The following is a 25,667-nucleotide window of genomic DNA, read 5'->3' as shown; positions in this document are numbered from 1 at the left end:
GAGCCGTGGTCTCCTTCGCAGATCGTCACATCGGCACGACCGCCGAGGCGCAGCGGCAGATGCTGCGCGCCCTCGGCGTGCACGACGCCGACGCTCCCGTCGAGCAGCTCATGCGCCAGGCCGTCCCTGCGGCCATCTTCTCCGCGCAGGGCGACACCGTCATCCCGCCGGCGGCCACGGAGGCCGAGGCGCTCGCCGAGCTGCGGGCGCTCGCCGCGCGCAACACCGTGAACACGCCGATGATCGGACTGGGCTACTACGGCACGATCACCCCGAGCGTGATCCAGCGGGGCGTCCTGGAGAGCCCGTCCTGGTACACGGCCTACACGCCCTATCAGCCGGAGATCTCGCAGGGCCGCCTCGAAGCGCTGATCAACTTCCAGACCATGGTCGCCGACCTCACCGGGCTGTCCACCGCGAACGCCTCGATGCTGGACGAGTCCACAGCGGTCGCCGAGGGGATGCTCCTCGCGCGCCGCGCCTCGAAGGCGGCCTCGAACGTGTTCGTCGTCGATGCGGGGGCGTTCCCGCAGACCAAGGCGCTGCTCGAGACCCGGGCGCAGGCCGTCGGCATCGAGCTCGTGGAGCGCGACCTCGCCGGGGGCGAGGCCCTGCCGGAGGAGCTGTTCGGCGTGTTCGTGCAGTATCCGGCGGCGTCCGGCCTGGTCTGGGACCCGAGCGCGGTCATCGACGCGGCGCACCTCGCGGGCGGGCTCGCGGTCGTCGCCGCCGATCTGCTCGCCCTCACGCTGCTCGCCTCGCCCGGCTCGCTCGGCGCGGATGTCGCGGTCGGCACGACGCAGCGCTTCGGCGTCCCGATGGGCTTCGGCGGCCCGCACGCCGGCTACATGGCCGTGCGGCAGGGACTGGAGCGCCAGCTCCCCGGCCGTCTCGTCGGCGTCTCGGTCGACGCGGACGGCAGGCCCGCCTACCGGCTGTCGCTGCAGACGCGCGAGCAGCACATCCGCCGGGAGAAGGCGACCAGCAACATCTGCACCGCGCAGGTACTGCTGGCCGTCATGGCGTCGATGTACGCGGTCTACCACGGGCCGGACGGCCTGCGGGCGATCGCGGAAGAGGTCGCGGGCAAGGCGGCCTCGCTGCGTGAATGGCTCGTCGAGGACGGCGTCGACGTGGTGCATGACGCGTTCTTCGACACACTGACGGTGCGGGTCCCGGATGCCGCGGGCGTCGTGGCACGGGCGCATGATGAAGCAGGCATCCTGCTGCACCTCGCGGGCGAGGACACGATCGGCGTCTCGGTCGACGAGACGACCACGGCGGCAGATCTGGAGAAGGTCGCGACGGTTCTCACGGGGAAGCCCGTCGCGACTCGCTCGGCCTTCGGCCTCGCGCGCTCGACGGACGGGGGAGGGGCGGCGTCCGCTCCGTCCGGTGAGCGAGCGCAGCTTCCCGCAGAGCTCCTGCGCACGGATGAGTATCTCACCCACCCGGTCTTCCACGTGCACCGCTCCGAGACCGCCATGATGCGGTACCTGAAGGGCCTCGCCGATCGCGACTACGCGCTGGACCGCGGCATGATCCCGCTCGGCTCCTGCACGATGAAGCTCAACGCGGCCACGGAGATGGCGGCCATCACCTGGCCGGAGTTCGCCTCGATCCATCCCTTCGCCCCGGCATCCGATGTCGGGGGGTATCTCGAGCTGATCGAGCAGCTCGAGTCCTGGCTCGCCGAGGTCACCGGGTACGACGCGGTCTCCCTGCAGCCGAACGCCGGCTCGCAGGGCGAGCTCGCCGGCCTCCTCGCCATCCGCGGCTACCACCGGGCCAACGGCGAGGAGCACCGCACGGTGTGCCTCATCCCCTCGTCCGCGCATGGCACGAACGCGGCGTCCGCGGTGCTCGCCGGCATGAAGGTCGTCGTCGTGGCGACGGACGGGCTCGGCAACGTCGACCTCGGCGACCTGCGGGCGAAGATCGCGGCGAACGCCGACGAGCTCGCGGCCCTGATGATCACCTATCCCTCCACCCACGGCGTGTACGAGGGGCAGGTCACCGAGATCACGGCGGCCGTGCACACGGCAGGCGGGCAGGTGTACGTCGACGGCGCGAACCTCAACGCATTGCTCGGCTACGCGCGCTTCGGCGACCTGGGCGGCGACGTCTCGCACCTGAACCTGCACAAGACCTTCGCCATCCCGCACGGCGGCGGAGGGCCAGGCGTCGGCCCCGTGGCGGCGAAGGCCCATCTCGCCCCGTATCTTCCCTCGCACCCGCTCGCGCAGCGCGCGGAGCACGCCGGCGGCCACGTCTTCGCGGGAGGCGCCGTCTCCGCCGCCCCGTACGGCTCCGCAGGCATCCTGCCGATCTCGTGGTCGTACGTGCGGATGATGGGCGCCGCGGGCCTGCGCGAGGCGACGGCGGCGGCCGTGCTGTCGGCGAACTACATCGCCGAGCGGCTCAAGGAGCACTACCCGGTGCTGTACACCGGTGAGAACGGCAGGGTCGCGCACGAGTGCATCCTGGATCTGCGTCCGCTGAAGGAAGCTACTGGCATCACCGTCGACGACGTCGCCAAGCGCCTCATCGACTACGGCTTCCACGCGCCGACCATGTCGTTCCCGGTGGCCGGAACCCTCATGGTCGAGCCCACGGAGTCCGAGGACCTCGGCGAGATCGAGCGCTTCATCGAGGCGATGATCATGATCAAGGCGGAGGCGGACCAGGTGTCGGAGGGGCGCTGGCCGGCTGAGGACAACCCGCTGGTGAACGCCCCGCACACCGCGGTGTCGCTCATCGCGGGGGAGTGGACGCATCCCTACACGCGCGAGGAGGCCGCGTATCCCGTGCATGCGCTCGTCGCAGGGAAGTACTGGCCTCCTGTGCGCCGGATCGACCAGGCCTACGGCGACCGCAACCTCGTGTGCTCCTGCCCGCCCGTGGAGGCCTTCGCCTGACTCCCTGACTTCCTTCCGAGTCAACAACACCACGCCGAGGCGCATGCGTATCGCTGCGGTTTCGGCGTGGTGTTGTTGATTCGAGGGGGAAGGGGGGTCAGCGACCCAGGGGGCGGAAGGTGGCGAGCTTCAGGGAGTCCCGCGGCCGGACACGGCGCAGACCGGCGTTCTGCAGCGCGGTGTCCAGGGGATCGATCGCGTTCGCTTCCGTCCAGCCCCAGCGGGCGAGACCGCTGAGGTGTCGCCGGAGGCGATTCTCCCGATGCTTCTCCGCGAGGATGGCGGATGCCGGGGCCCCGAACGAACCGTTGTACTTCTGGTCGCCGTCCGCCTCGCCGAGGATGTTCGATTCGGGCCAGTAGAAGTCACCGCGATCCCGCTGGCCTTCGAAGCGGAACTCGTACTGGAGGAGCGGGGGCGGATATCCGAGCCACTCGATGAGTGCCACGCTCGCGGACTCCAGGACGCTCTCCGGCTCTCCCGTCGCTCGGCTCAGAGCCCATCGAGCCTGGCGGCGACCCCGCCCGGAGACGAGGCTCTCGTTGAACGCCGTGAGCGCGTCCGCGGAAAGGGTCGGGAAGAGGCGCATCAGTGCATCCGCGTAGGCGAGCGACTCCGCCGGCGGGCGGGAGCGCGCGATGTCGACGGCGGTGGCTGCGGGAGCGGTCAGGCGGATGCCGTCCACTTCGATGATCTCCCGCGCATCGATCGAGACGTGGGTGCGGATGCCGCCGTATTCGCGCGAGGAGGATCCGTCGTGGAGGACGTGGACCGGTCGGCTCGGATACGCGATCAGCACGCCGAGGAGCGTCGCGGCCGACTCGTTGCAGGCGACTCGCTGTGGATTGTTCGCCAGCGCGGCATGCACGCGCACGAGTTGCCTCTCCCAGGGCGGGGCGGCATCCCAGAGGTCGGTCTGCACATACACGCCGCGGAAGAGGCGTCGTAGGCGTCCGGCACGCCAGCCGCGCTCGGTATGACTCACGCCTTCATCGCGCGACAGAATGAGAGGGACAGGCGTCGGCAGGATCCGCATGCCGTTCATCCTGGAGCCGCGCGACGACCCGCGGACCATATCCACAGCCCCCTTGCCAGAGGTCCCCGCAGTGCAGGACGAGTGGACCCACCCCCGAGACTGCGACACCACGCCGAGTCATCAGCGATACGCATGCCGCTCGGCGTGGTGTCGCAGTCCCGCGGGGAGGGAGACGGCGAGCAGGAGTCAGGGGAGCAGGAGTCAGGGGAGGAGGGGCGCCACCAGGGGATAGCCGACGAAGGCGGCGGCGTCGATGAGGAAGTGCGCCACCAGGAAGGGCAGCAGGCGGCCGGAACGCGTGAAGAGCCAGCCGAACAGCAGGCCCATCGCGAGGTTCCCGATGAAGGCGCCCGGGCCCTGGTAAAGGTGGTAGCTCGCCCGCAGGACGCTCGTGGCGACGATGATCGGCCACGGGCCCCAGCCCAGCTGCCTCAGCCGGAAGAAGAGATAGCCGAGCACGACGAACTCCTCCTGCAGGGAGGCGCGCGCCGCCGACAGCAGCAGGATCGGCACCGTCCACCAGTGCGCGTCGAGGCCGCTCGCCTCGACCGAGACGAACCAGCCCAGCATCCGCCCGACGATGTACAGGGCGAGCCCCGGCACGCCGATCGCGAGGACGAGCAGGACGCCGCGGCCGCCGTCGCGTCCGATCCTCGTGCCGTCGAGACCCAGCGGGCCGAGGTGGGGACGGGACCGCTGCCAGAGCAGGAAGCACACGAGCAGCACCGGCACCAGGGCGAAGCCCAGCGAGAGCACCTGGTAGACGAGGTCGAAGACCTCCCGATCGCTGCGGGAGGGATTCAGCGTCGTGGTCTGATCGGCCAGCGGCGTGGAATCCGTGAGCCGGTAGGCGAGCTGCACGATCGAGTACACCGCGGACTGCCCGAGCCCGAGGGCCAGCACGATGGCGATCTCCCAGCCGATGCGGGCACGGGAGGCGGGCGCGAAGTCGTCGGCACGGGTCACGCACCGATGCTATTGCGCCACCCGATGCATCCGCTCGGAACGTCCTGACGCATGGGGCCGGAGCGCCCCGACGCATCCGCTCAGAGAGCGGTCAGCGCGCATACGATATCCTGTAACGTCGGCCCTTTCGGCAAGTTCAGGGTCCGCGCTCCCACATCTCACACTCCTTTGAGGAATCCTTCATGGCGCACGCCCTCCGCTCAGACCTCCGCAACGTGGCCATCGTCGCGCACGTCGACCACGGCAAGACCACCCTCGTCGACGCCATGCTCCGCCAGACGGGCTCCTTCGGCGAGCACGCCCACGTCGACGAGCGCGCGATGGACTCCAACGACCTGGAGCGCGAGAAGGGCATCACGATCCTCGCGAAGAACACCGCGATCACCTACAACGGCATCCACACGGAGTCCCCCGTCACGATCAACGTGATCGACACCCCCGGGCACGCCGACTTCGGCGGCGAGGTCGAGCGCGGCCTGTCCATGGTCGACGGCGTCGTCCTGCTCGTCGACGCCTCCGAGGGCCCGCTGCCGCAGACGCGCTTCGTGCTGCGCAAGGCGCTCGAGGCGAAGCTGCCCGTCATCCTCCTCGTCAACAAGACCGACCGCCCCGACGCCCGCATCGAAGAGGTCGAAGGAGAGGCACAGGACCTGCTGCTCGGCCTCGCATCCGACCTCGTCGACGACGTGCCCGACCTCGACGTCGACGCGCTGCTCGACGTCCCCGTCGTCTACGCCTCCGGGCGCGCGGGCGCGGCATCCCGCAACCGTCCCGCGAACGGCGAGCTGCCGGACAACGCCGACCTCGAGCCGCTGTTCGAGGCGATCCTCGAGCACATCCCGGCCCCGGCCTACGACGACGAGGCCCCGCTGCAGGCATGGGTGACGAACCTCGACTCCAGCCCGTTCCTCGGACGCCTCGCGCTGCTGCGCGTCTTCAACGGCACGCTGAAGAAGGGGCAGACCGTCGCCTGGGTGCGCGCGGACGGCTCGACCAGCAACGCACGCATCACGGAGCTGCTGATGACCCGCGCCCTGGAGCGCTACCCTGCCGAATCCGCCGGCCCCGGCGACATCGTCGCCATCGCGGGCTTCGAGGACATCACGATCGGCGAGACCATCGCCGACCCGGAGGACGTGCGTCCGCTGCCCGCCATCACCGTCGACGACCCGGCGATCTCGATGACCATCGGCACGAACACCTCCCCGCTGATGGGCAAGGTCAAGGGGCACAAGCTCACCGCTCGCATGGTCAAGGACCGCCTCGACCGCGAGCTCATCGGCAACGTCTCGCTCAAGGTCGTCGACATCGGCCGTCCCGACGCCTGGGAGGTGCAGGGCCGCGGCGAGCTGGCGCTGGCGATCCTCGTCGAGAACATGCGCCGCGAGGGCTTCGAGCTGACCGTCGGCAAGCCGCAGGTGGTCACGAAGAAGGTTGACGGCAAGACCTACGAGCCCTTCGAGCACCTCACGATCGACGCCCCGGAGGAGTACCTCGGCGCGATCACGCAGCTGCTGGCGAACCGCAAGGGCCGGATGGACAACATGATCAACCACGGCACCGGCTGGGTGCGCATGGAGTTCATCGTCCCCTCGCGCGGCCTGATCGGCTTCCGCACCGAGTTCCTCACCACGACGCGCGGCACGGGCATCGCCAACAGCATCTCGCACGGCTACGAGCCCTGGGCGGGTCAGATCTCCACGCGCCAGAACGGCTCGATCGTCGCCGATCGCGCCGGCGTCGTCACGCCCTTCGCGATGATCGCCCTCCAGGAGCGGATGTCGTTCTTCGTCAAGCCGACGCAGGAGGTCTACGAGGGCATGGTCATCGGCGAGAACTCCCGCGCCGACGACATGGACGTGAACATCACCAAGGAGAAGAAGCTCACCAACATGCGCTCGGCGACCGCCGACAACTTCGAGTCGATGACGCCGCCGCGCGACCTCTCGCTGGAGGAGAGCCTCGAGTTCGCCCGCGACGACGAATGCGTCGAGGTCACCCCCGAGGTCGTCCGCATCCGCAAGGTGACGCTCGACCAGACGATCCGCGGTCGCGAGACCGCACGCCTGAAGCGTCAGGACGCCAACGCCTGATCCCTCCTTCTCGAGAGCCCCGTCGCGCACCGGTCATCCGGATGCGCGGCGGGGCTCTTCCGTGGTCCGATCGCCGCCGGTCCTCTCGTGAAGATAACGAATGCATAACACACCTTCCCGAGAGCCGTCAGCGCCGTTTCCCACCGAACGGTCACCGCGCGCCCAGGCGGGTGAGGGGTTTCATCCAGACGGGATGACCAGAATCGACGAGTTGCGCCCGGGATCGCTCCCGACGAGTCGCCCTGCTGCCAGGGTCCGGGCCTTACGACGACCCGAAAGTCGAACCCTGTCATGCTCCATGCCCATTCCACGCGCGCCCAGGCGCGCACGGCGGCTCTCGCCCGTGCGAACGCCGACGTCACGTCCCGTCATCCGCTGATGCTCGGAATCGCCCTCGGCGCCGTGCTCAGCGTCGCGATCGTCACGAGCTCCGCCTCCAGCGCCGCCGCGGCCGTCGAGGATCATTCGGCCGCCGTCGCGTCCCTCGCCGAGCTCTCCGACGGGAGCACGGATGCCCAGGCCTCCGGGGCTCTCTCCCTCGCCGTCCCGCTCTCGACCATCAGCGAGGACGCCGAGCAGACCCTTGAGAGCGCGGAGAGCGCGCTCGCCGACGCACGGACGGTGACGGCCGACGTCGCCGCAGCAGGCCTCACCCTGAAGACGGACGCGACGACGATCGACACGGCGCAGCTCGAAGAGGGCATCGCCGCACTCGCCGAGGCGGACACCCTGCCGCCTCTGCTGCAGGTGCTCCAGGCCAGGGACACCGCCGAGGACGTCGCCCCCGTCGCCTCCGCCACCGAGACGCTGAGGACGGCGCTCACGGCAGCCAAGGAGAAGAAGGCCGCAGAGGAGAAGGCCGCAGCCGAGCTGGCGGCGGCCAACACCGTCGACGGCGCCAAGGCGATCGCCCGTGAGCTCGCCGCAGACCGGTACGGGTGGGGATCCGGGCAGTTCTCCTGCCTGGTGTCGCTGTGGAACAAGGAATCCGGCTGGAACTATCAGGCCTACAACCCGAGCGGGGCGACGGGGATCCCCCAGGCGCTCCCCGGCAGCAAGATGGCGACCGCAGGAGCCGACTGGCGAAGCAGCGCCCGGACCCAGATCATCTGGGGTCTCGACTACATCGATCGCGCCTACGGCTCGCCCTGCGCGGCGTGGTCGCACTCCCAGGCGACGAACTGGTACTGAGTCTCACAGCGTCCGCGCGAAGGGGTCGAAGTCGACCGGCATCGCGGGGATCGGCTCCACCGAGCTCTCCACGGCGACGAATCGCCCGTCGGCGACGGACTCCTCGACCGAGAGCATGACGTCCAGGACGTGCCGGCCGAGCGCGCCGGACGCACGGTGCGGTCGACCCTCCGCGATCGCCCGTGCCATCTCGAGGATGCCGAGGCCTCGTCCGACGACGACGCCGTCCTGGGGCACCTCGATCCAGGGCTGGTGCACCTCTTCGCCGTCGCGGCGGTCCTCGACGGGGCGGACGAAGGCGGTCCGCCCCTCGAAGCGGTTCGGGTCGGGGAGCGAGAGCGAGCCCTCCGTTCCGTGGATCTCGATCACGCCGTGCCGCTCCAGCGCCGAGTCGAAGGTGAGCACGCTCTGCGCCTGCAGCCCGGACTCGAAGGCGGTCAGCACGTGCACCGTGGTGGGGACCTCGACGGGGAAGCGCGTCCCCGCATCCGGTCCCGTGCGGATCTCGCGCTCGGTGCGCGCGGTCAGCCCCATGGCCCCCACCCTGGTGACGGGGCCGAGCACGTTCACCAGCGCGGTGAGGTAGTACGGGCCGATGTCCAGCAGCGGCCCCGCCCCTCGCGCGAAGAGGAACTGCGGTGCGGGGTGCCAGACGTCGGGGCCCCGCGTCTGGAACGCCGTGCGCGCGAAGAGCGGAGTGCCGATGAGCCCCGTCTCGATCGCTCGCCTGGCGCTCTGGATGCCGGGACCGAGCACGGTGTCCGGAGCGGATCCGATCCGCAGTCCTGCCGCCTCGGCCAGGGCGAGCAGCTCATCGACGCTCGCGCGATCGATTCCGATCGGCTTCTCGGTCCACACGTGCTTGCCCGCCCTGATCGCCGCCGTGGAGATCGCGACGTGGGCGGCCGGCGTCGTGAGATTGACGACGATCCGCACGTCGGGATGCGAGAGCACGGCGTCCACGTCGCCCCAGACCGGGACGCCGTGCGCCTCGGCCCTGTCCCTCGCCCGTTCCGGATTCCTGTCGCCGACGGCGACGACCCTGAGATCCGGGAACGCGCTCAGGTTCCGGAGATAGGTCTCGCTGACGACGCCGGCGCCGACGATGCCGATGCCGGCGGTCGTCATGCGACGCCGGGGAGGCCGGGGGAGTACCAGTCGCCGGCCGGCACCTCGATGACGTGCAGGAGGAGGTTGTTCCGAGGGATGCCGAGGGCTTCGAACTCGTCGGCGATCGCGATGAGTGCGCGCTTCTTGACCGCGGACGACGCGTAGCCGATGCCCGCCAGGATCTCAATGAAGATGATGTCCTCGCGCTCCGGCTCCGGATAGGTCGTGCTGAACACCAGCTCGCCCTTCTCGTGCAGGCGGAAGATCTGGAACAGGTCGCTGCGGTCCATGTCGAAGCCCTTCGCCATGCCCTCGAGGAGGGCGTGGCTGAGCTCGGGCAGGCGGTCGCGATAGGTGCTGTGCAGGTCGACGCGGGCGTGTGGCATGGTGATGCTCCTTCTTGGGTGGCGGATCCGCCGGCGCGAGTGCGCCGGCGGGAGTCGGCGGGGCTCAGCCCTGGGCGTCGACCCAGTGCTCGGGGGCGGGGCGCAGCGCGTCCATGCGGTCCCAGAACTCGTCGGGGATCGGCCGGCTCGCAGCGGTCAGCGTCCATGCCACGCGTTCGGGACGGCTCATCCCGATGAGCGTGCAGTCCACGAGCGGCTCGCGCAGCGAGGCCTGGACGGCCGCCTCGCCGAGTTCGACGCCGTACTCGTCGCAGAGATCCGCCATCGCGGAGATCGCGTGCAGAAGCGCGGCGGGGGCTGGTCGGTAGGCGTAGGCGTTCCGTCCGCCGCGCGGCGCGGCGAGGATGCCGCCGCCGAAGACGGCCGCGTTGAAGACCGCCATGCCGCGGCCTCTGGCGTCCGCCACGACCTGCTCCGCGCTGCGATCGACGAGCGTGAGCCGGTTGTGCACGAGCAGCGCGTCGAACACGGCGAGGTCGACGTAGCGCTGCATGGTCGGCGCGTGGCCGCCGGCGACGCCGATGGCGCCGATGGCGCCGGACTCCCTCAGCTCGACGAGCGCATCGACCGCGCCGCCGGGGCGCGTGATCTCGTCGAAGTCGTGGAACTCCGGGTCGTGCAGATGCACGAGCGGCAGGAACTCGATTCCGAGCCGTTCGCGGCTCTCCTCGACGGACCGGCGCACGCGCTCGCCGGAGTAGTCGCCGTCCTTCGCGTCGACCTTCGTGACGACGAGCACGTCGTCCGGGTGTCCTGCGCGGCGCAGCGCCTCGCCGATCCGCCGCTCGCTCTCGCCGTCGCCATAGCCGTTGGACGTGTCGATGACGGCGATCGGGCTGTCCAGCACGGCGTCGACGAGATCGATGGCGCGGTCCCGCGGCACCTCGTAGCCGAGGACCTGGGGCATGCTCGACAGCGGTCCGCCGCCGAGGCCGAGCGCGGACACGGTGAGACCCGTCGCCCCTGCGGGCCGCAGCCAGCGCGAACCGCTGGGCGCGTACTCGGGCACGGGTGTCTGATCGTTCGTCGTCACGGGGTCGTCCTCGACTGTTCTCTCCGGCGGCTCTGTCGTCGCGATATCGAGGTCCGGCCCCGACTTCGTCACTTATTGTATCTAAGTATGCGGGATCGTGCTAGCGTGAACGCCATCGCCGCTCCGCCGAGCCGGCCGATGCATCACGACCGATGGAGATCACCATGCCCCGTACCCTCGCCCCCGGACAGCGCGCGCGCATTCTCACCCTGGACGTCGACAGCGGCGAGGTGCAGGTGGTCCACGAATCCGACGAGGTCCTCTACGAGGCGCCGAACTGGTCGCTCGACGGCACGACGCTGTACGTCAACGGCGATGGCCACCTGTTCCGCCTTCCCCTCGAAGGCGACGGCGCTCCGGAGCGGATCGACCTCGGCGACATCCCGGAGCTGAACAACGACCACGTCCTCGACCCCGACGGCGAGCACGTCTTCGTCTCGGCGCAGGACTGGCACATCTACCGCGCCCCGCTGGCCGGCGGCGAGGCGGTCCGCATCACGAACGCCACCGGCGGCGACCGCATGCACTTCCTGCACGGTGTGAGCCCGGACGGCCTGACCCTCGCCTACATCGGCATCACCGCAGAGGAGAACGGCGCCTGGGGCGTCGGCAACGTGTTCACGATCCCCGCCGCCGGCGGCGAGGACGTGCAGATCACCGACGACGAGTTCCCCGACGACGGCTCGGAGTACTCTCCGGACGGCGAGTGGATCTACTTCAACTCCGAGCGCGCGCGCACGGTCCCCGGCCACGCGCAGCTCTTCCGCATGCGCACGGACGGGTCGGGCGCCGAGCAGCTCACGCACGACGAGCGCGTGAACTGGTTTCCGCACGTGTCGCCGGACGGCGGGCGGATCGCCTACGTGAGCTTCCCGACCGGCACGCTCGGCCATCCCGCCGACCGCGACGTCATCCTGCGCCTGTGCGCTGCGGACGGCTCGGACGTCCGCGACCTCCGGCATCTCCTCGGCGGTCAGGGGACGATCAACGTGCCGAGCTGGTCGCCGGACGGCACGCGGATCGCCTTCGTCGAGTATCCCGTCGAGGCGCGGTCATGATCCGCGTCGGCATCCTCGGCGCGGCGGGCATCGCCCCGCAGGGCGTCATCCGGCCGGCGGCGCGTCGCGACGACATGGAGATCCTCGCGGTGGCATCCCGCTCGGCGGAGTCGGCAGAGCGGTTCGCCGCGTTGCACGGCATCCCCCGCGCATACGAGGGATACGAGGCACTGCTCGCCGACGAGGACATCGATCTCGTCTACATCGCCCTGCCGCCCTCCGGCCATGCCCGCTGGTCGATCGCGGCCCTCGAAGCGGGCAAGCACGTGCTGTGCGAGAAGCCCTTCTCGATGAACGCGGCGGAGGCCAGGCAGGCCGCCGCGGTCGCTGAGCGGACGGGGCTGCACCTCATCGAGGCGTTCCACGATCATTACCACCCGCTCATCGCCGAACTCCGGCGCGTCGTCGCGTCGGGCGAGCTGGGGGAGATCACGTCGATCAAGGCCGGCTTCACCGCCGACAACCCCTTCTCGCCGACGTCGATCCGCCACGTGCCCGAGCTGGGCGGCGGCGCGCTGATGGATCTCGGGTGCTACCCGGCGCATTGGCTGCGCGCGCTGGGCGGCGCGGAGCCCGCCGTCGTGCGGGCGTCCGCCGTGCTGAACGAGCTCGGTGCGGACATCGCCATCGAGGCCGATCTCGTCTTCTCCTCCGGCCCCCTGGCGGGGGCCGCGGCATCGCTGCACGCGAGCATGGGGCCGGGGGTCTCCTTCGACGCTCCCGTCGTCATCACCGGGGATCGGGGCGAGATCCGCGCGGAGAACGTCGTGCTGCCGCACAAGGGGCATTCCCTGACCAGCACGGTCGACGGCATCGTCCGGACGTGGACCGTCGCCGGGCGGGAGACCTACGATCATGAGCTCGACGCGGTCGTGCAGGCGATCGAGACGGGCGTGCCCGCGGCGACGGAGTCCGCGGACCTCGTCGCGACGATGGAGCTCATCGATGCGATCTACGCGGCCGCAGGCGTCAGCCGTCCGCAGCCGGGAGGATCCGCGTGATGGCGGAGGCCGTCCGGCTGCGACTGCTCGAGGAGGTGCGCGCCGAGGCGACGGAGCTGGAGTTCCCCGCACTGGACCGCACCGCCGCTCGCCAGATCGGCGAGGCGATCGCCGGCCGCAGCGAGCGGGAGGGCCTGCCGGTCACGGTCGCCGTGCACCTGGGGGAGCAGCTGGTCTACCACGCGGCCTTCGACGGGACCACCGCGGAGAACGACGGCTGGGTCGCCCGCAAGCGCCAGACGGTCCTGCGCTTCGACATGTCCAGCTTCGAGGTCGCGCTCACGACCCGCCTCGCCGGACGGACGCCCGACTGGCTGGATCCCACCCGGCTCGCCGTTGCGAGCGGAGCGGTGCCCCTGCGCGTCGGCGGCCTGCTCGTCGGCACCGTCGCCGTGTCCGGGCTGGTGGACGCGGAGGAATCCGATCACCGGCTCGCGATGAGCGGAATCGCGTCGCTCGGATAGAGACCAGGGATGCATCGGCGGGGAGCCGGTGCATCCCGCGGCGACCCGATCGCCGATCCTTCCCTCCCGCTGTCATCGAAAAGTTACTAACAAAAGTTGTGTAAGTACTTCCCTTTCCTCACGGATCTGGATACGGTCGCATAACGGCACCCGGGTGTACCCACAACGAAGTGAAAGGCAGTCATCCATGAAGAAGTCCACGCTCCTCACCGCGGCGGCCGTCGCGGTGACCGCAGCACTCGCCCTGTCGGGCTGCTCCAACAGCGGAGGCGGCGGCGACGCCGACGCCGCTCCGGCCGATTCCGGCGAGGTCACCTGGTGGGGATACACGCCGGACACCCCCGTGGCCGAGCACTACATCGAGGAGTTCAACAAGGAGTACCCCGACATCACGGTCACCTACAAGAACTTCGAGAACGTCGACTACCGCAACACCATGACGTCGGCGCTCGAGTCCGGTCAGGGCCCCGACGTCTTCGACCTGAGCGGCTCGGTCAGCAACACCGAGGTCTGGGGGCCGTACGCCCTCGATCTCGCACCGCTCGCCGAGGAGACCCTCGGCGACGACTGGGCGTCGAAGTTCGCCGGCGGCTACGCCGAGCAGCTGCGCATGCTCGACGGCACGCAGGTGTCGCTGCCCCTGGGCGGCATGTCCGCAGGATTCCTCTGGTACAACAAGGACATCTTCGACCAGGCCGGCGCCGAAGTCCCCACGGACTACGACTCCTGGGTGGACACCTGCGCGAAGATCACCGCCATCGGCAAGGAGTGCTTCACCATGGGCGCCGGCGGCGCGGACACCTTCCCGAGCGAGCTCTACCACGCGATCTCCAACTCGGTCGATCCCGACTTCTTCCTGAAGGCGGCCAAGGGCGAGGCGAACTGGGACGACCCGCAGGGGATCGAGGTCCTCAGCATCATCCAGAAGATGAAGGAGGACGGCATCATCTCCTCGGACGTGCTGGACGCCGGCCAGTACCCGCTCGCGAACGAGGCCTTCATGCGGGGTGACGCGGCGATGGTGCAGATGGGCTACTGGTACACGCAGTACTCCGGCGCCGAGTCGTGCAAGATCTCGATGGAGTCCGCCGGCGTGAGCGACCCGACCTGCTTCGTGCAGATGCCGGCCGAGTTCCCCGACGTCGCGGGCAAGGGCAACGGCTCGCAGACCTTCGGCGAGGTGGACTACGGTCTGGCCATCGCCGCCGACTCGCCGAACATCGCCGCTTCCAAGACCTTCGTCCGCTGGATGACGATGACGGAGAAGGGACAGCAGACCGTCGCGAACGCCATCGACCTGCTCCCCGGCCTGCAGGGGATCGCTCCGGACTGGGCCTCGATCGAGCTCGTCGACAACGAGGTGCAGCAGCCGGCCATCGAGAACCTGATCGCGGAGAGCGCGCAGTCCACCCAGACGCGGCAGAGCGAGACGACGACCGACACCATCGCCGCGATCGTCGTCGCGATCCAGCAGGTGCTCGACCCGACCGTGAACATGTCGATCGAGGACATCGCGGCGAACCAGCAGGCGACCTCGAAGGCCTTCGAAGAAGGAGAGTGACCGCGGGCGGCCCGGCCGCCCGCGTCAAGAGGGAACTATGAACACCACTGCTACGCGCGATGCCCGCGCAACGCGTCACAGCAGCGCAGGGAGGGGAGGGCGGTCCCGCAGGGCCGTCCTCCTCGTCCCCGGCGGATTCCGCTGGATCCTCCCCGCGCTGATCGTCTCGGTCGGACTGATCTACTACAGCATCGTCTACTCCGGCTACATCTCGTTCTTCTCCTGGCGGGGAGGACGCACGCGGATGATCCCGGTCGGGCTCGAGAACTACCTCGACGCGCTCGGCAACCCCGTCTTCTGGACCGCGATCACCAACACGCTCGTCTACTTCGTCGTCGTGTTCGCGGTGCAGGTGCTCGGCGGAGTCATGTTCGCCGCCGCCCTGCACTCGAGGGTGTACCTGGCGAACGTGTACAAGGTGCTCATCGTCATCCCCGTCGTCGTGGCCCCCGCGACCTTCGCGCCGGCCCATGTGCAGGTGTGGCAGAGCGACGGCACGATCAACCGGATCCTGGAGTCGATCGGCCTCGGAGCGCTCGCGCAGTCGTGGATCGGCCAGTCGACCACATCGCTCCTCGTCGTCATCCTCGTCGGATGCTGGGGATCGATCGGATTCGGGTTCATCCTCTACTTCGGCGCGATGACCCAGATCGATCCCGAGATGCTCGAGGCGGGGCGCATGGACGGCGCGGGCAACTTCCGCGTGCTGTTCTCGCTCGTCCTGCCCAGCGTCAAGCCGATCACGGTCTCGTTGGCGATCCTGAACTTCATCAGCGCACTGAAGCTCTTCGACAACGTCTGGCTGGTCACGCAGGGCGGACCTGCGCATTCGTCCGAGTTCCTCGGCACCATGATCTACTCCGAGGTCGCCAGCACCGACCGGGATCTCGGGTATGCGTCGGCGCTCTCGATGATCCTCCTCGTCATCGCGGTGGCGGTGTCCGTGGTCATGCAGATGCGCTCGCGCGAGCGGATCCCGAAGGCGGCAGACAGGAAGAGGCGGAAGGCGGAAGCGGATGTTTGACACCAGAAGGCGCAGTGCGCGCATCATCCTGCAGATCGTGCTGACCATCGCGGTCATCCCGTTCGTCATCCCGCTCTACGCGATGATCGCGAAGTCGCTCGAAGGCGCCGGATGGGGCAACTACGGCGCGGTGCTCGCCGTTCCCGACTTCTTCCGGTTCTTCCTGAACTCGGCGATCGTCTCGGTCAGCGCCATCGTCATCATCTACATCGCGACGATGATGGCGGCGTTCGGCTTCTCGAAGCTGCGCATCCGCAACAAGGAGCTCTACTTCTGGCTCCTCATGGCCGCGCTGACCCTCCCGGAGGTGGTCCTCATCGCGCCGCTGTACTCCACCGCGGTCACGCTCGGGCTGCTGGGAACGTTCTGGTCGGTCATCCTCCCGATCGCCGCGCTGCAGATCCCGTTCACGATCCTCATCGCCCGCGGGTTCATCGACAACATCCCCGACACGCTGTTCGAGGCCGCACGCCTGGACGGAGCGGGCACCTTCCGCCTGTTCTGGTCGGTGCTGCTGCCGATGGCGCGTCCGATGGCGGCCTCTCTCGTCGTGCTCGTGCTCATCAACGCCTGGAACTCGTACCTGCTGCCGAAGGTCTTCCTGGTCAACGACGACATGGGCGTGGTGACGCTGCTGCCGGAGTTCTTCAAGCGCCAGTACAACGACGACATCCCGAAGGTGCTCGCGGCCGCCGTGGTGACCGCGATCCCGACCATCCTCGCGTACATCCTGCTGCAACGGCAGTTCGAACGCGGAATGGCCGCCGGGGCGATCAAGTAGTATCCGATGACGAGCGCGTTCGCGACGATCAGCGGGCCGGGCGATGGCAGTCGGCCCGGCGCCGCAGAGCAGGACAGGCGAGGACACCATGATGGGGGGCGCATGACGGGAATCGGTCTCGTCATCCCCGCCGACGGGGCGGGCGATCACTTCGTCTCCGCCCTCCGGCAGGCGGTCGCCGAACCCCTGATCGCCGCGGGCTTCGGGCTCTTCACCCGCGTCGTGGAGGATGCCGAGGCCGAGAAGGGCATGTACCGCCGCTGGGCGGACTCCGAGGGGATCGCCGGCGTCGTCATGCTCGGTGGGCACGACGATGCAGAGCGGATCGCCCTCCTGCGCGCGCTCAGGCTGCCGTTCGCTGCCGTGGTGCCCTCGGATGAGGCGGGCGACTTCCCCGCCGTCGCCATCGACGTGGCGGAGTCCGTCGCCGTGATCAGCACGTTCCTCACCGGACGCCGGCACGAGCGCACCGTGTACGTGACGGCCTCGCTGGACACGGTGACCTCCCGCTCCCGTGAGAAGGCGATGGCCGAGGACGTCGAGGTCGTGCAGTCGGGCGGGAGCACGCGGAACGCCGTCGCCGCGGCGATGAGCGTCGCGGAGAGCGGTCCGGCCACGCTCCTCTTCGACAGCGACGTGCACGCGCACGAGGTGATCACGGTGCTCCTGCGTGCAGGCCGCAGGGTCCCGGAGGACGTCTCGGTCATGTCGTGGACGGACTCGGCGCTGTGCCGCAGCTCCGCTCCGGCCATCACCGCGGTCGATCGCCGCGGCGGCGAGATCGGCGAGATGCTCGGCAGGCGGATGCTGGCGACGATCGCCGGCGGGGCTCCCGTCGTCGACCGTGCTCCAGCCCCCTTCATCGTGAGCAGGGACAGCGCATGACCGGCACACGACGGCTCGGGCCGTCCTCGGAGAACACCCGCAGCGCGGTGCTCGACATGATCCGCTCCAGCGGCACGGTCAGCCGCATCGAGCTCGCCGAGATGTCCGGGCTGACCGCGACGTCCATCACCCGCATCGTGAAGTCGCTCATCGACGAGGGCCTGGTGGTGGAGACCGGATACGGCGACTCGACCGGCGGCAAGCGCCCGAGCCTGCTGGAGCTCAACAGGTCGGCGCGGTACGCGGTGGGGGTCTCCCTGGACGAGGCCAGGCTCTCCTACGTGGTCGCCGATCTCGGCGGCAGCGTGGTCGGCCAGCTCGCCACGCCCGGCATCGCGCAGAAGCCCCCGAGCGAGACGGTGCCGCGCATCGCCCTGGAGCTCGAGCAGCTCTTCGAGCATCTCGGCATCCCCGTCGAGGCCGTGGTCGGCATCGGGGTGGCCGGCGCGGGTCTCGACCTGCGCAGCGGCGGCGAGGGACTCTCGCTCACGGCGGAGGAGTGGGAGTCCTATCCCGTGCAGAGCGTGCTCGAGACGGCGACCGGCCTGCCCACCGTGCGCGAGAACGACGCGGCGTGCGCCGCGCTCGCGCAGTACTGGGTGGGGCAGATCCCCGCCACCGACGACTTCGCGACCCTCTACATGACCAGCGGCTTCGGATTCGGCCTGGTCAGCGGCGGCACGCTCAGCCGCGGCGCATCCTCGAACGTCGGCGAGATCGGGCACATGGTCCTCGACCTCGACGGACCGCAGTGCTGGTGCGGCGCCCGAGGGTGCCTCGAGGCGCTCGCCGCTCCGCGGGCGATCATCGCGACCGCCATCGCGGACGCACCCCTCAGGGTGGAGATGGGAATCGTCGGGGACGAGGCCCATCTGCGCCGCGACTTCGACGCGATCGCGCGCGCGGCCGCCAGGGGGGAGGACCGCTGCCTCGCGATCATCGAGCGCTCCGCGAAGCACGTCGCGATGGCCCTGCTGTCCGCGGTGAACCTCCTCGACCTCGACCGGCTGTTCCTCGCCGGTCCCGGCTTCGCCGACGCGGGGGCGATCTACGTCAGCCGCATCCGGGAGACCATGGCGGCGTACGCCCGCACGCGCGCCGTCCATCCTGTCACGGTGGAGATCTCCGACCCGGGGGTGGACGCCGCGGCCGTCGGGGCGGCCAGCCTCGCGCTGCAGCACGTGCTGACACCGCACACGCGCGCCGCCCGGCGCGCCGGGCGCGTCCGCGCCTGAAACCCGGCTCTCCCCGAGCGCGTCCGTGCGGGCGCGTCTGCATCCGCATCCCCGCAACGAAATCCGCATCCCTGCAACGAAGTACCGGAAAGGAACGGCCATGGCCATCACCTCCATCCTGCTCAACGTCGCGGACATCCCCCGCTCCGTCGACTTCTACACACGCCTCCTCGGCGCCCGCCCCGTGACGATCGGTGCCGACGAGGCGGTGCTCGACGTCGTGACCGCGACCATCCGCCTCCTCCGGATCGAGCGGCCTGCGGCGTCGACCTGGATCCCCGACGACCTGCAGCGCGGGTACCGGCACATCGGGTTCAAGGTCGCCGACCTGGACGAGCGCGTCGCGGCGCTGCGGGAGGAGGGCGTGACGTTCCACCTCGAGCCGATCCATGCGGAGGGCGACGTGCGCATCACCTTCTTCTACGATCCCGACGGCGCACTCGTCGAGCTCGTCGAGGGACCGCTGCGCTACCACGAGGTGTACGACCGTGCCGCGGTCGACGCCGACTGGGGGCTCGGAGACCCCGACCGGCCCCGATTCGACCACGTCGCGGAGAGCGTCGCGGACGCCGACGCGACGCATGAGCACTATGCACGGCGCGGCTACGTCCTCATGGCAGGCATCCACCAGCCGCACGACGACCGCGGATTCGAGATCACGTTCCTGCGCGACGGGGACACGTCGATCGAGGTGTTCGCCTTCGGCGCGGAGATGACGGCCAGAGAGCCCCAGCTGGATGCCCTGGGCTTCCTCGCCGTCGAGATCGAGGGGGAGCCCGTCGGCGCCACGGCGTGCGGCGAGGCGGGAGGACGCGTGTTCCTCGTCGATCCGGACGGGCTCGTCCAGACCGTGACGGGAGCCTGAGATGACGATCCGCAGCCGCTCCGAGCTCCCCGCCGACTTCGTCTGGGGCGTGGCGACGGCCTCCTATCAGATCGAGGGGTCGACCAGCGCCGACGGGCGCCTGCCCAGCATCTGGGACGTCTTCGCCGAGCGCCCGGGAGCGATCGCCGACGCGAGCACGGGGGAGATCGCGGACGACCACTACCGCCGGTTCCTCGACGACGTCGCGCTGATGGCGGACCTGGGCGTGAGCGCCTATCGCTTCTCGCTGGCGTGGCCGCGCATCCAGCCGCACGGCAGCGGCGCGGTGAATCCGGCGGGCATCGACTTCTACCGCCGTCTCTCCGAGGCGCTGCTCGAGCGGGGCATCACGCCCTGGGCGACGCTCTACCACTGGGATCTCCCGCAGGAGCTCGAGGAGCGAGGCGGGTGGCTCGAGCGCGACACAGCGCATCGGTTCGCCGAGTACACGGCGCTCGCCGCCGACGGCCTCGGCGATGTCGTCAAGCACTGGATCACCCTGAACGAGCCGTGGTGCTCGGCGTTCCTCGGCTATGCCAGCGGTCACCACGCACCGGGGCGCCGTGAGGGGTCGGCGTCCTCGCACGCGGCCCATCACCTGCTCCTCGGCCACGGCCTCGGCCTCGCCGAGCTCCGACACCGCGTGCCGGATGCCACCGCAGGGATCACGCTGAACCTCTACTCCGTGCGCGCGGCGAGCGATGCCGCCGTCGACCTGGACGCCGCGCGGCGCATCGACGGGCTGAGCAACAGGCTGTTCCTGGACCCCGTGCTGCGCGGCGCGTACCCGGCCGACGTCCTGCGCGACCTGGGCGAGGAGGAGTGGTTCGCCCGGCACGCGGGTGCCGACGACCTCGCCCTGATCTCGGCACCGGTCGACTTCCTGGGCATCAACTACTACAGCCGTCACACCGTCGCAGCCTCCGCGTCGGGCGACACCGCCGGAACCACGGATGCCGCGGGCGTCGAGGCGACGACCGCGGAGGCGAGCGCCTACCCGGGCAGCGCGGATGTCGTCTTCGCCGGCACGGACGCTCCGCGCACGCAGATGGGCTGGGAGATCCATCCGGACGGGATGGTCGACGTGCTCGAGATGGTCCATGCGCTCGCGCCGGACCTGCCGCTGTACATCACCGAGAACGGCTCGGCGTACGAGGACGTCGTGGCGGAGGACGGCACGATCGACGATGTCGAGCGCACCGACTATCTCCAGGCGCACATCGACGCCTGTGCGATCGCGGTGGAGCGCGGACTTCCGCTGCGCGGATACTTCGGCTGGACGCTCACCGACAACTTCGAGTGGTCGTGGGGCTACACGCGTCGTTTCGGTCTCGTGCACGTCGACTACGCGACGCAGCGGCGGACGCCGAAGCGCAGCGGTCTCTGGTTCTCCGAGTTCCTCGGCGGGCGTCTGGGCGTGCGCGACTCCGCGACGGGATGAGCGCGGCGACCCTTCGCATAGGATGAGGCCCATGTCGAACGGGCGCCGCGAGGTCTGGCGGGAAGGTCTCGGCGTCGCCATCGCCACCAGTGCATACGGCATATCGTTCGGGGCGCTCGCGGTCGCGGCCGGACTGGACGTGTGGCAGGCGTGCGTCCTGAGCCTGCTCATGTTCACCGGCGGATCGCAGTTCGCGTTCGTGGGCGTCCTCGCGTCGGGAGGCGTCGCCGCACTGCCTTCGGCGGTCGCCTCGGCCGCGCTGCTCGGTGTGCGCAACCTCGCCTACGGGATGCGCATGTCGCCGGTCATCGGGACGGGCCTCTGGCGACGTGCCGCCGCCGCGCATTTCACGATCGACGAGTCGACGGCCGTCGCGATCTCCCAGGATGACCCTCGACTGCGGCGGCTGGGGTTCTGGGTCACGGGCATCGGGATCTTCCTGGGCTGGAACGCGACGACGCTGGTGGGCGCTCTGCTGGGCGACGTGCTCGGCGACCCGAAGGCGTGGGGACTGGACGCCGCCGCCGCTGCCGCCTTCCTCGCGCTGCTGTGGCCGCGGTTGAAGAAGCGCCAGGCGATCGTCGTCGGCGTCGCGGCGGCGGTGGTCGCCGCCTCCCTGACACCGGCGATGATGCCGGGGCTGCCGGTGCTCGTCGCCGCCGTCGTGGCGATCGCGGTGGGCTGGTTCAACTGGCTCGGACGCGAGGGCGCCGCACCCGACGGCCATGCGCTGCAGACGCGTCCCGGCCATGGGGCTGATCGCGCGGGGGAGAAGGGCGTATGAGCGTGTGGAGCGCGGTGCTGCTCGCCGCCTGCATCTGCCTCGCGCTGAAGGCCTTCGGCTATCTGATCCCCGCGGAGCTGATGGAGGCGCCGCGCCCGGCGCGGATCTCGGATCTGCTCACGGTCGGGCTCCTGGCCGCGCTGGTGGCCGTGCAGACGTTCGGCGCGGGGCAGGCCGTCGTGGTGGATGCGCGCCTTCCCGCGGTGCTCGTCGCCGCACTGCTGCTGTGGCTGCGGCAGTCGTTCCTCGTCGTGGTGCTCGGCGCGGCGCTCGTGGCCGCCCTCCTGCGGTGGGCGGGTCTCGCCGCGTGACCGGGGCGCGGTCCGATCAGCGGGGCCGGCCCATAGCCGCCGCCCACTAGAATCGCGGGGTGCGCACCTGGTTCTCCCGCATCCTCTCCTGGATCGCCGCCGCTCTCGTCGGCGGCGTGTTCGGCATCGCGGGCACGATCGGGCACAGCCTGGTGTGGCTCGGCATCCCGGTCGGCATCGTCGTCGGCGCGATCGCGTGCGGCGCGATCCTCGTCGCGATCCGCGCGCTCACCCACGACCGCGGCGCGACGCTCGCGGCCGCACTCGGGATGCTGGGCATGGTCACCGTCATCTCAGGCGTGGGTCCTGGCGGATCGGTCGTCGTGGAGAACACCGTCTGGGGTCAGGTCTGGCTCTACGTGCTGGCGGGGCTGGCGCTTCTCGCGATCGCCTGGCCCCGCCTGCCGCAGGCCCGCAGGGAGCGGCCGCCCGTCCCGTCGGCGCAGGAGGAGTCCCCGCCGATCATCACCGGCGTGCCGCAGCGTGAGGAGCCCGGCACCCGCGCGTCGTAGACTGAAGCGGTGACGTATGTGATCGCTCTTCCCTGCGTCGATGTGAAGGATCGCGCCTGCATCGACGAGTGCCCCGTGGACTGCATCTACGAGGGCGAGCGCTCGCTCTATATCCACCCCGACGAATGCGTGGACTGCGGCGCCTGCGAGCCGGTCTGCCCCGTGGAGGCCATCTACTACGAGGACGACCTTCCCGAGGAGTGGCAGGACTACTACAAGGCGAACGTCGAGTTCTTCGAGGAGGTCGGCTCCCCCGGAGGGGCGGCCAAGGTCGGCGTCATCCACCACGACCATCCGATCATCGCCGCCCTCCCGCCGCAGGGCGAGCATTGAGCGTCCGCGACCTCGCCGACTATCCGTGGGATGCGGTCGTCCCGTTCCGCGAGCGAGCGGCACGGCATCCCCAGGGGCTCGTCGACCTCTCCGTCGGATCCCCCGTCGACCCGACGCCGGAGATCGTCCGTGCGGCGCTCGCGACGGCCACCGACGCGCACGCCTATCCGCAGACCGTCGGCACCCCGGCGCTGCGCGAGGCGATCGTCGCCTGGTACGCGCGCCGGCGCGGGGTCACGGGCCTCACCGTCGACGAGGTCCTGCCCACGATCGGCTCCAAGGAGCTGGTCGCCCTGCTGCCCACGCTGCTCGGGCTGGGCGAGGGCGACGTCGTCGTCCAGCCGGCCGTCGCCTATCCGACCTACGAGGTGGGCGCGGTGGTCGCCGGAGCCTCGGTCGTCCGCGCCGACGACCCGGCCGACTGGCCGGAGGGCGCGAAGCTCATCTGGATCAACACCCCCGGCAACCCGGACGGGCGCACCTGGACCGTGCCCGAGCTGGCCGCGGCGGTCGTCCGCGCGCGTGAGCTCAGCGCGGTGCTCGCGAGCGACGAGTGCTACGCCGAGCTCGGCTGGGAGGGACCGTGGGCCACGCAGTCGATCCCCTCGGTGCTCGATCCCCGCGTCACCGGCGGCAGCACGGCGGATCTGCTCAGCGTGTACTCGCTGAGCAAGCAGTCGAACCTCGCCGGCTATCGCGCCGCCTTCGTCGCCGGCTGCGCGAGGGTCGTCGGCGAGCTGCTCACCGCGCGCAAGCATCTCGGCCTCATGCCTCCGGCTCCCGTGCAGCACGCGATGGCCGTCGCCCTGGGCGACGACGCGCACGTCGCCGCCCAGAAGGAGCTCTACCGGGAGCGACGTGAGCTGCTGCGCCCTGCCGTCGAGGCGGCCGGCTTCCGCGTGGACGGCTCCGAGGCCGGCCTCTACCTCTGGGTCACGGAGGGCCAGGACGCCTGGGCGTCCATGTCGCGTCTCGCCGATCTCGGCATCCTCGCCGGCCCCGGCCCCTTCTACGGCGAGAGCTCGACACAGCACATCCGGCTGGCACTGACGGCCCCGACCGAGCGCGTCGCCGAGGCGGCGCGGCGCCTGACGAGCGCGAATCTGTAGCTTCCACCCTCCTGTGTCGCCATCTCTTGGCGGATGTCACAGTAGGCCGGTGCGCACACTAGGCTGTAAAGGCGATTCGGTCGAGATCCGACCCGGCGCACGGCGCCACTATCGACGACGACCGACACGGTCGAGACAGACGCACAAGGAGGTCCGCGTGAGCGCGACGGGAGACCAGCAGGTGAAGGCGACCCTTTCGATCGGCGGAACGACTGCGGAGTTCCCGGTGGTGCGGGGCACGGCGGGCAACGACAGCATCGACTTCTCGACGCTGACCAGGCAGACCGGCTACACGGGTCTCGACTACGGCTTCGTGAACACGGCGTCCACCAAGTCGGACATCACCTTCATCGACGGCGACCAGGGCATCCTCCGCTACCGCGGCTATCCCATCGAGCAGATCGCGAAGAACTGCAGCTACCTCGAGGTGGCCTGGCTGCTCATCTACGGCGAGCTGCCCACGCCGGCCGAGCTCGCGGACTTCGACGAGCGCATCCGCCGGCACACGCTGCTGCACGAGGATCTCAAGCACTTCTTCTCCGCGCTGCCGCACACCGCGCACCCGATGTCGGTGCTCTCCAGCGCCGTCGCCGCGCTCTCGACCTACTACGAGGGCCAGACCGATCCGAACAACCCGGAGCACGTCGAGCTGAACATGGTGCGCATGCTCGCCAAGCTCCCCGTCATCGCGGCGTACGCGCACAAGAAGAGCGTCGGACAGGCGTTCCTCTACCCGGACAACTCGCTCAGCTTCGTCGACAACTTCCTCAAGCTCAACTTCGGGGTGCACTCCGAGGTGTACGAGATCAACCCCGTCATGTCCAAGGCGCTCGAGCTGCTGCTGATCCTGCACGAGGACCACGAGCAGAACGCCTCGACGTCCACGGTGCGTCTGGTCGGCTCCACGGGCGCCAACCAGTTCGCCTCCATCTCCGCCGGCATCCACGCGCTCTCCGGCCCGCTGCACGGCGGCGCCAACGAGGCGGTGCTCACGATGCTCGGCGGGATCCGCGACTCGGGGCAGAGCGTGCAGCGCTTCGTCGAGCGGGTGAAGAACAAGGAGGAGGGCGTCAAGCTCATGGGCTTCGGCCACCGGGTCTACAAGAACTACGACCCGCGTGCGAAGCTCGTCAAGGAGGCGGCCGACGAGGTCCTTCGCGAGCTCGGCGTCACGGACCCTCTCCTGGATCTGGCGAAGGAGCTCGAGGAGATCGCTCTCGCGGACGACTACTTCAAGGAACGCCGCCTGTACCCGAACGTCGATTTCTACACCGGCGTCATCTACAAGGCCATGGGCTTCCCGACGCGCATGTTCACGGTGCTGTTCGCGATCGGCCGCCTCCCCGGCTGGCTGGCGCAGTGGCGCGAGCTGAATCTCGACCCGCAGACGAAGATCGGTCGTCCGCAGCAGCTGTACACCGGCTCGCCGGAGCGCGCGTTCCCCACGCGGTGAGCCGCGGAGACGCGAGTCGCGCGGCTGTTTCCCTCACGCGCTGCGGAGATCTCTGCCGCGGGTGCGAGAGACAGGCGCGCGCTGCAGGATCGAGCC

Annotated in this window: 24 protein-coding genes; 19 read left to right on the top strand and 5 right to left on the bottom strand. The window is 69.9% G+C overall.

The features are described from left to right. Positions 1 to 59 precede the first annotated feature (59 nt). Positions 60 to 2,918, top strand: coding sequence for an aminomethyl-transferring glycine dehydrogenase (gcvP, locus tag ACYVGQ_RS15930; RefSeq protein ID WP_460785987.1), 2,859 nt, complete (start codon positions 60 to 62; stop codon positions 2,916 to 2,918). Between the two features lie 97 nt (positions 2,919 to 3,015). Here gcvP and ACYVGQ_RS15925 read toward each other — a convergent pair whose 3' ends face one another. Both ACYVGQ_RS15925 and ACYVGQ_RS15920 read right to left on the bottom strand, forming a co-directional pair. Then, positions 3,016 to 3,903, bottom strand: a complete 888-nt coding sequence (locus tag ACYVGQ_RS15925) for a hypothetical protein (RefSeq protein WP_460785657.1) — start codon at positions 3,901 to 3,903, stop codon at positions 3,016 to 3,018. A gap of 252 nt (positions 3,904 to 4,155) precedes the next feature. Beyond that, positions 4,156 to 4,920: a CPBP family intramembrane glutamic endopeptidase gene (locus ACYVGQ_RS15920; protein ID WP_460785656.1), complete on the bottom strand. Its 765-nt coding sequence runs from the start codon at positions 4,918 to 4,920 to the stop codon at positions 4,156 to 4,158. Between the two features lie 182 nt (positions 4,921 to 5,102). On the opposite strand from ACYVGQ_RS15920, the gene typA reads away from it, so the two are divergent. Beyond that, the gene (typA, locus tag ACYVGQ_RS15915; protein ID WP_460785655.1) at positions 5,103 to 7,013 is read left to right on the top strand and encodes a translational GTPase TypA; all 1,911 of its coding nucleotides are present in this window, start codon (positions 5,103 to 5,105) and stop codon (positions 7,011 to 7,013) included. A 291-nt stretch (positions 7,014 to 7,304) separates the two neighbouring features. Beyond that, complete coding sequence (locus ACYVGQ_RS15910; RefSeq protein ID WP_460785654.1) at positions 7,305 to 8,204, top strand: aggregation-promoting factor C-terminal-like domain-containing protein; 900 nt, start codon at positions 7,305 to 7,307, stop codon at positions 8,202 to 8,204. A gap of 3 nt (positions 8,205 to 8,207) precedes the next feature. Here the strand turns inward: ACYVGQ_RS15910 and ACYVGQ_RS15905 are convergent, their stop codons facing one another. The 3 genes from ACYVGQ_RS15905 to ACYVGQ_RS15895 form a co-directional block, all read right to left on the bottom strand. Next, positions 8,208 to 9,332 carry a Gfo/Idh/MocA family protein gene (locus ACYVGQ_RS15905; protein ID WP_460785653.1) on the bottom strand — a complete coding sequence of 375 codons (1,125 nt, stop codon included), beginning with the start codon at positions 9,330 to 9,332 and terminating at the stop codon, positions 8,208 to 8,210. Beyond that, entirely contained in the window at positions 9,329 to 9,700 is a 372-nt protein-coding gene (locus ACYVGQ_RS15900; protein WP_460785652.1) for a tautomerase family protein, read from the bottom strand. Before ACYVGQ_RS15900 ends, ACYVGQ_RS15905 begins: the two co-directional genes overlap by 4 nt. A 64-nt stretch (positions 9,701 to 9,764) precedes the next feature. After that, positions 9,765 to 10,754, bottom strand: a complete 990-nt coding sequence (locus ACYVGQ_RS15895; RefSeq protein WP_460785651.1) for an aldo/keto reductase — start codon at positions 10,752 to 10,754, stop codon at positions 9,765 to 9,767. A 164-nt stretch (positions 10,755 to 10,918) separates the two neighbouring features. Between ACYVGQ_RS15895 and ACYVGQ_RS15890 the strand changes: the two genes are divergently transcribed. From ACYVGQ_RS15890 to ACYVGQ_RS15815, 16 genes are all read left to right on the top strand, one after another. After that, positions 10,919 to 11,812, top strand: a complete 894-nt coding sequence (locus tag ACYVGQ_RS15890; RefSeq protein WP_460785650.1) for a TolB family protein — start codon at positions 10,919 to 10,921, stop codon at positions 11,810 to 11,812. Further along, complete coding sequence (locus ACYVGQ_RS15885; protein WP_460785649.1) at positions 11,809 to 12,813, top strand: Gfo/Idh/MocA family protein; 1,005 nt, start codon at positions 11,809 to 11,811, stop codon at positions 12,811 to 12,813. Before ACYVGQ_RS15890 ends, ACYVGQ_RS15885 begins: the two co-directional genes overlap by 4 nt. Beyond that, entirely contained in the window at positions 12,813 to 13,277 is a 465-nt protein-coding gene (locus tag ACYVGQ_RS15880) for a heme-binding protein (RefSeq protein ID WP_460785648.1), read from the top strand. The genes ACYVGQ_RS15885 and ACYVGQ_RS15880 overlap by 1 nt, the downstream gene beginning before the upstream one ends. Before the next feature lie 187 nt (positions 13,278 to 13,464). Beyond that, positions 13,465 to 14,838: an ABC transporter substrate-binding protein gene (locus tag ACYVGQ_RS15875; protein WP_460785647.1), complete on the top strand. Its 1,374-nt coding sequence runs from the start codon at positions 13,465 to 13,467 to the stop codon at positions 14,836 to 14,838. A gap of 37 nt (positions 14,839 to 14,875) precedes the next feature. Beyond that, positions 14,876 to 15,862 (top strand): carbohydrate ABC transporter permease, encoded by a 987-nt coding sequence (locus ACYVGQ_RS15870; RefSeq protein ID WP_460785646.1) that lies wholly within the window; start codon positions 14,876 to 14,878, stop codon positions 15,860 to 15,862. Further along, positions 15,855 to 16,643: a carbohydrate ABC transporter permease gene (locus tag ACYVGQ_RS15865; RefSeq protein WP_460785645.1), complete on the top strand. Its 789-nt coding sequence runs from the start codon at positions 15,855 to 15,857 to the stop codon at positions 16,641 to 16,643. Before ACYVGQ_RS15870 ends, ACYVGQ_RS15865 begins: the two co-directional genes overlap by 8 nt. Positions 16,644 to 16,745: 102 nt before the next feature. Beyond that, the gene (locus ACYVGQ_RS15860) at positions 16,746 to 17,528 is read left to right on the top strand and encodes a substrate-binding domain-containing protein (protein ID WP_460785644.1); all 783 of its coding nucleotides are present in this window, start codon (positions 16,746 to 16,748) and stop codon (positions 17,526 to 17,528) included. Then, a complete protein-coding gene (locus ACYVGQ_RS15855; RefSeq protein WP_460785643.1) occupies positions 17,525 to 18,763 on the top strand; it encodes an ROK family protein in 1,239 nt (412 codons plus the stop codon). The genes ACYVGQ_RS15860 and ACYVGQ_RS15855 overlap by 4 nt, the downstream gene beginning before the upstream one ends. A 100-nt stretch (positions 18,764 to 18,863) precedes the next feature. Continuing rightward, complete coding sequence (locus tag ACYVGQ_RS15850; RefSeq protein WP_460785642.1) at positions 18,864 to 19,628, top strand: VOC family protein; 765 nt, start codon at positions 18,864 to 18,866, stop codon at positions 19,626 to 19,628. A 1-nt stretch (position 19,629) separates the two neighbouring features. Further along, positions 19,630 to 21,069 (top strand): family 1 glycosylhydrolase, encoded by a 1,440-nt coding sequence (locus ACYVGQ_RS15845; RefSeq protein WP_460785641.1) that lies wholly within the window; start codon positions 19,630 to 19,632, stop codon positions 21,067 to 21,069. A gap of 31 nt (positions 21,070 to 21,100) precedes the next feature. Continuing rightward, a complete protein-coding gene (locus tag ACYVGQ_RS15840) occupies positions 21,101 to 21,853 on the top strand; it encodes an AzlC family ABC transporter permease (RefSeq protein ID WP_460785640.1) in 753 nt (250 codons plus the stop codon). Beyond that, complete coding sequence (locus tag ACYVGQ_RS15835) at positions 21,850 to 22,164, top strand: AzlD domain-containing protein (protein ID WP_460785638.1); 315 nt, start codon at positions 21,850 to 21,852, stop codon at positions 22,162 to 22,164. The genes ACYVGQ_RS15840 and ACYVGQ_RS15835 overlap by 4 nt, the downstream gene beginning before the upstream one ends. A 59-nt stretch (positions 22,165 to 22,223) precedes the next feature. After that, a complete protein-coding gene (locus ACYVGQ_RS15830) occupies positions 22,224 to 22,676 on the top strand; it encodes a histidinol dehydrogenase (RefSeq protein ID WP_460785637.1) in 453 nt (150 codons plus the stop codon). Positions 22,677 to 22,685: 9 nt separating this feature from the next. Beyond that, the gene (fdxA, locus tag ACYVGQ_RS15825) at positions 22,686 to 23,009 is read left to right on the top strand and encodes a ferredoxin (protein ID WP_452330498.1); all 324 of its coding nucleotides are present in this window, start codon (positions 22,686 to 22,688) and stop codon (positions 23,007 to 23,009) included. Next, entirely contained in the window at positions 23,006 to 24,118 is a 1,113-nt protein-coding gene (dapC, locus tag ACYVGQ_RS15820) for a succinyldiaminopimelate transaminase (protein ID WP_460785636.1), read from the top strand. Before fdxA ends, dapC begins: the two co-directional genes overlap by 4 nt. Before the next feature lie 157 nt (positions 24,119 to 24,275). Further along, a complete protein-coding gene (locus tag ACYVGQ_RS15815) occupies positions 24,276 to 25,571 on the top strand; it encodes a citrate synthase (protein ID WP_460785635.1) in 1,296 nt (431 codons plus the stop codon). Positions 25,572 to 25,667: the final 96 nt, after the last annotated feature.

This window comes from Microbacterium tumbae (genome assembly GCF_054780175.1).
This window is presented reverse-complemented; position numbering and strand designations above follow the sequence as displayed.